The organism is Acidocella sp. (assembly GCF_028687955.1).
Lineage (GTDB): Bacteria > Pseudomonadota > Alphaproteobacteria > Acetobacterales > Acetobacteraceae > Acidocella.
Genome location: NZ_JAQTZC010000098.1, coordinates 1 through 5,555, shown reverse-complemented (window position 1 = coordinate 5,555; position 5,555 = coordinate 1). Strand labels below are relative to the sequence as shown.

Sequence of the window (5,555 nt, the reverse complement as noted above, 5' to 3'; positions counted from 1 at the left end):
GCGCTGGATGGCCTGATGGGCAGGGCGGCGGATGCGGCGTGCATTCACTTCAAACTGCTCAACCGCACCAAGGGGCCGGCGGTGCGCGGGCCGCGGGCGCAGGCGGATCGCAAGCTGTATCGCAACGCCATCCAGGCGATGCTGGCGGCGCAGGAGAATTTGACCATTGTGGAGGGCGAGGCGGCGGGGCTGCTGCGCGATGCCTCCGGCCGGTTGAGCGGGGTGACCACGGCGGACGGGCGGGCGTTTTCCTGCGCGGCGGCGGTGCTCACCACCGGGACTTTTTTGCGCGGCGTGCTGCATTTCGGCAATGTGATGGCGCCTGGCGGGCGGATTGGCGATGCCCCGGCGGTGGGGCTGGCCGAGGCGCTGCTGGGCCTCAACCTGCCGCTGGGGCGGCTGAAAACCGGGACGCCGCCACGGCTGGACAAGCAGAGCATCGACTGGGACGGCCTGGCCGAGGACAAGGGCGAGGACCCGCCGGAGTGTTTCTCCAGCCTGACCGCGCGCGTGACCAACCCGCAGATCTCCTGCCGGATTACCGGCACCACGGAGCTGACGCATGCGATCATCCGCGACAATATCCATAAATCGGCGGTGTATGGCGGGAATATCGCGGGGAAGGGGCCGCGCTATTGCCCCTCCATCGAGGATAAGGTGGTGCGGTTCGCCGAGAAGCCGGGGCATCAGATTTTTCTGGAGCCGGAGGGGCTGGATGATGACACCGTGTATCCTAACGGGATTTCCACCTCGCTGCCCGAGGATGTGCAGGAGCTGCTGATGCACTCCATCCCAGGGCTGGAGCACGCCAAAATCCTGCGGCCAGGCTATGCGGTGGAGTATGATTATGTGGACCCGCGCGCGCTGGACCATGGGTTGCAGGTGAAGGCGCTGCCGGGGCTGTATCTGGCCGGGCAGATCAACGGCACCACAGGGTATGAGGAAGCGGGCGCGCAGGGGCTGGTGGCCGGGCTGAACGCCGCGCGGGCCGCTGGCGGCGGTGCGCCGGTGAGCTTGGGCCGGGAGCAGGCGTATATCGGGGTGCTGATTGATGATCTGGTGACGCAAGGGGTGACGGAGCCGTACCGCATGTTCACCTCACGGGCGGAGTACCGGCTGCTGCTGCGGGCGGATAATGCCGAGCTGCGGCTCACACCGCTGGGGCTGGGCTGGGGTTGCGTGGGGGCTGAGCGGGCCAGGGTGTTTGCAGCGCTTGAGGCTGAGATTGCGGGGTATGCCGGCAGGCCGGAGGGGCATTCCCGCGGGGCGGAGATTTTGCGCGCGGATTTGCATTATGCCGGGTATCTCAACCGGCAGGAAAACGAGATTAAGGCCCGGGCGCGCGACGAGGCGGTGTTGATCCCCGGCGGGTTTGATTATGCCCTTGTGGGCGGGCTCTCCAACGAGCTGCGCGAGAAGCTGGAGCGGGTGCGGCCGCAGAATTTGAGCGTAGCGGGGCGGATTGAAGGGATGACACCGGCGGCGCTGGGGGCGATTTTTGGCGTGCTGAAGAAGGCAAGGCGGGCGGTATGAGCGAGGAACGCTTGCGCCAGTTCGCGGGGCTGGTGGCGAAATGGTCGCCAAAGATCAACCTGGTGAGCAAGGGGGATCTGGCGCACATTTGGGAGCGGCATGTGCGGGACTCCCTGGAGCTGGTGGCGCATATTCCGGCCGGGGTGACGCGGGCGACTGATCTGGGCTCTGGCGCCGGATTTCCGGGCATGGTGCTGGCCGTTGTGACGGGGATCGAATTTACGTTGATTGAGTCCGACACCCGCAAGGCGGCGTTTTTGATGGAAGCGGCGCGGATTTTGGCGGCGCCGGTGAAAGTTCTGAATACGCGCATTGAGGCGGCGAAGACGCGGCCGGCACCGCTGGTGACAGCCCGGGCGCTGGCGCCGCTGGATAAATTGCTGGGTTTGGCGGCGCCGCATCTGGCGGAAAACGGTGTTTGCCTGTTCCCGAAGGGGCGTGGCGCCGAAGTTGAATTGACGGCCGCAAGGGCGGTCTGGCACATGGAGGCCGAGCGCTTTGCATCGGCCTTAGATGCAGACGCGTGCATCCTGAAAGTGAGCCAGATCCGCCATGTTGGAACAAGTAAAGCCGCCGCGCCCTAGGATCATCGCCGTTGTGAACCAGAAAGGCGGGGTGGGGAAAACCACCACCGCCATCAATCTTGCCGCCGCCCTGGCTGTGGGTGGGAAGAAGGTGCTGCTGATCGATGTTGATCCGCAGGGCAATGCCAGTACCGGATTGGGAATTGACCGTGCGATCCGCCAAGGTGGCAGCTATGCGCTGCTGGCCGGGGATGGCGCGCTGGCGGCGCTGACGCTGCCGTGCGGGGTGGAGAATTTGAGCATCGTGCCCGCGGTGGAAGATTTGATCGGCGCTGATTTGGAGTTTAGCCAGACAGAGCGCCGGGAGTTTTTGCTGCGGGATGCGCTGGCGGGAGACTGCGCGGTGGACACCGTGTTTATTGACTGCCCGCCGGGCATGGGGTTGCTGACCCTGAATGCGTTGGTGGCGGCGGATGCGGTGCTGGTACCGTTGCAGGCGGAGTTTTTTGCGCTGGAGGGGATTTCGCAGCTGATGCGGACCATCGATAGGGTGAAGCGGGGCCTGAATCCGAAACTGGCGGTGGAGGGGATTGTTCTGACCATGACGGACAAGCGCAATAATCTCTCCGAGCAGGTGAGCAACGATGTGCGCGGGCATTTTGGCGCCGTGGTGTTCGATACGGTGATCCCGCGCAATGTACGGATTACCGAGGCGCCGAGCCATGGGCTGCCGGTGTTGTTGTATGATTTCCGCTCGGTGGGGGCGCAGGCGTATCTGGCGCTGGCGGCGGAGTTTTTGAGACGGTCGCGGATGAGGAAGGGAGCTGCGGTATGAGTGCGAAAGAACAGCCAAAACGGTTGGGGCGGGGCCTGGCGGCACTGCTGGGGGATGTGGCGGTGCCAACGAGCGTGAATGCGCCGGGGGTGCAGGCGTTGCCGGTGGACCTGCTGGAGCCGAGTCCGTATCAGCCGCGCCAGGACATGGACGAGACGGCGTTGCAGGAGTTGGCGGACTCGGTGAAACAGCGCGGGATTTTGCAGCCGTTGCTGGTGCGCCCCAAGCCTGGCAGCCCGGGGCAGTACCAGATTATTGCCGGTGAGCGGCGGTGGCGGGCGGCGCAGAAGGTGAGTCTGCATGAGGTGCCGGTGCTGGTGCGCGAGCTGAGCGACGCGGATGCGATGGCTGCCGGGCTGGTGGAAAATTTGCAGCGCGAGGATTTGAACCCGGTGGAGGAGGCCGAGGGGTATCAGCGGTTGATCACGGAGTTTCATCTCAGCCAGGAATCGCTGGGGGATGTTGTTGGCAAGTCACGCGGGCATATCGGCAATGTGCTGCGGGTGTTGAAATTGCCGCCGCAGGTGTTGGGGATGGTGCGCGATGGGAGCCTCTCCATGGGCCATGCCAAGGCGCTGTTGGCACATCCTGACCCGCTGAAGGGGGCGAAGGTGGTGCTGGATAAGGAGCTCTCCGTGCGGCAGGCGGAGGAGTTTGTGAATAATCTGGGGCGCTCGATTAAGGGGCGGTCATTGATTAAGCCGCCGCCGGAGCGCCGGATGGATAGTGAGGTTGAGGCGTTGGCGGAGAATTTGACCGAGCGGCTGGGGGTGAAGGTGAAGATCGGGTTTAATGGGCGGAGTGGGACGATTACGCTGCATTACGCCAATCTGGACCAGATGGACTCGCTGCTGGCGCTGCTGAACGGTTGAAAATCGGGGTATGCTCCACGTGGAGCATATCCCTGTTATCAACAAGCCATACTATTGAATTTGTTAAATAAAAAAAAGTTATCCCCAGAAAAAACGGGTGATTGTTTTGAAAAAACAACGAGGTGAATTTGGGCGCGGTTTGGGGTTCAGGCGGTGGTTGCCTAGAGCGCGATCGTTTGAGGTTCGCTCAGCTAATACCAGTCAGCCTTAAGGCTGACTGGTATGCGCGCGGGGCTGGTGGGGCGGCCGCGCGTAAAATCAAGAGCTTATACCAGCCCGCCACCAAACCCAGAGAGTCAAGCGCTTGGCGGGCTGGTATAAGCGAGCCGAAAGCGTGAATCGCCCTCGGAAAAATAACCAGAGCCTGATCACACTTAAACCAATCAGGCTCTAGGGCGGCGGTGACCGTGGGGGGTCATGAGGGAGGTGATTGAGCGGCGCGAGAGCAGGTCTCATCCTGACCAGGGGGTTGTTATGTTTTTGCACAAGGCTTTTAACCAGAGGGATGGACTGGTGGCGGCGTGCAAGGGGATGTCACCCCAGCCGCTTGCGTAAAAATACCCGCCGGTTCCCCGCGGGATAATCCGCCAGCTCGCCAAAACTCTCATACCCATGGCGCAGATAAAACCGCAGCGCCGCCGGGTTCATCGTATCCAGCCACACCCCGCCGCAGCTGCGCGCGCGTGCCTCATCCTCGGCGGCGGCGAGCAACTGCGCCCCCAGCCCGCGTCCGCGCATTGCCTCGGCCACGAATAATAATTCCACAAACAGCCAGCCATGCCCGCTGCGCCCCCAGAGCCCGCCTTGCACCGCATCGCGCCCGTCACGCAAAAACACACCCAGCGGCATCGCATCCGCCGGACCCAGTAAAGTCTCATGAAACCCGGCCAGTCCCGCCACCAGCACCGCGCGGGCCTGCGCCGACGGGTCCGCGGTCACGCTCAGCCGCAGTTCAGCCATAAGCCGTCTCAAGCCCCACAAACCGCACGCCCGCCGCCTGCAACGCCGCTAGCCCCTCGGCAATTCCCGCTCCGCTGGCCCGGCGCGGCTGGTTGATATGCCCTTCCGTCACATCCCCATCCTTCGCCGCCTCCAGCCGCCGCGCGACAATCTCCGGCGGTAATGAGGCGCCCTGATCCGCGTTCAGCGAATACCCCGCCACCTTGAACCCCAGCGCCTCGATCACCGGAATCGCCGCCGGGCTATAAAGCCCCGCCGCCCCGCGGTACCACTGCGGCCGGCGGCCGGTCACCTTCTCCACAGCCGCCGCCCCGTCCAGCACCTCGGCGCGGATCGCCTCCACCGTCCCGGCGGGCGCCAGCCCATACACGCGCGCATCCCCCAATACCGGCGGCAGATGCCTGGCCCCATGGTTCTCCAGCGTGAAAATATCCGGCCGGGCCAGAAAATAAGCCAGCCCCTCCGGGTTCCAGCGCATCCACACCGCCGTCACAAAAATCGTGGCCGGTATCGCCTTCGCGACCAGCACATCGGCAATCCGCCGGTCGAACCACCCGGGGCACGCATCCAGGCTCACCGCCACCGTGCGCCCGCCACCCGCGCCCTTTACCCGCAAGCCAGGCTCCAGAAGCCCCGGTGGACGCCCGCCCGCCAGCGCCGCGCGCCCCATCGTCAGCGCCAGCGCGCCGCCACAAAAAGCCCGCCGCGAAACCGCCCCGCAAACCTCGCACATCGCAAACCACCCGCCGCCAGGCGTAAATGCCCGGCACAGTCCCGGCCATTAAGCGTATGCCGCGGGTTTCACAACCGCGCGCTATTTTCGCCGCGTAA

The 5,555-nt window shown here is 64.4% G+C and carries 6 protein-coding genes; 4 read left to right on the top strand and 2 right to left on the bottom strand.

Annotated features, from left to right (window positions below; genetic code table 11):
- The 4 genes from mnmG to PHE40_RS10395 all read left to right on the top strand — a co-directional run.
- A partial coding sequence (mnmG, locus tag PHE40_RS10410; RefSeq protein WP_299961495.1) for a tRNA uridine-5-carboxymethylaminomethyl(34) synthesis enzyme MnmG occupies positions 1 to 1,533 on the top strand: 1,533 nt, incomplete at its 5' end.
- A complete protein-coding gene (rsmG, locus tag PHE40_RS10405; RefSeq protein WP_299961493.1) occupies positions 1,530 to 2,117 on the top strand; it encodes a 16S rRNA (guanine(527)-N(7))-methyltransferase RsmG in 588 nt (195 codons plus the stop codon). The genes mnmG and rsmG, both read left to right, overlap by 4 nt.
- Entirely contained in the window at positions 2,086 to 2,892 is an 807-nt protein-coding gene (locus tag PHE40_RS10400; protein ID WP_299961491.1) for a ParA family protein, read from the top strand. Before rsmG ends, PHE40_RS10400 begins: the two co-directional genes overlap by 32 nt.
- A complete protein-coding gene (locus PHE40_RS10395; RefSeq protein ID WP_299961490.1) occupies positions 2,889 to 3,764 on the top strand; it encodes a ParB/RepB/Spo0J family partition protein in 876 nt (291 codons plus the stop codon). Before PHE40_RS10400 ends, PHE40_RS10395 begins: the two co-directional genes overlap by 4 nt.
- Positions 3,765 to 4,298: 534 nt before the next feature.
- Here the strand turns inward: PHE40_RS10395 and PHE40_RS10390 are convergent.
- Positions 4,299 to 4,724 (bottom strand): N-acetyltransferase, encoded by a 426-nt coding sequence (locus PHE40_RS10390; RefSeq protein WP_299961489.1) that lies wholly within the window; start codon positions 4,722 to 4,724, stop codon positions 4,299 to 4,301.
- Positions 4,717 to 5,457 (bottom strand): polysaccharide deacetylase family protein, encoded by a 741-nt coding sequence (locus PHE40_RS10385; protein WP_299961488.1) that lies wholly within the window; start codon positions 5,455 to 5,457, stop codon positions 4,717 to 4,719. Before PHE40_RS10385 ends, PHE40_RS10390 begins: the two co-directional genes overlap by 8 nt.
- Between the last annotated feature and the right edge of the window lie 98 nt (positions 5,458 to 5,555).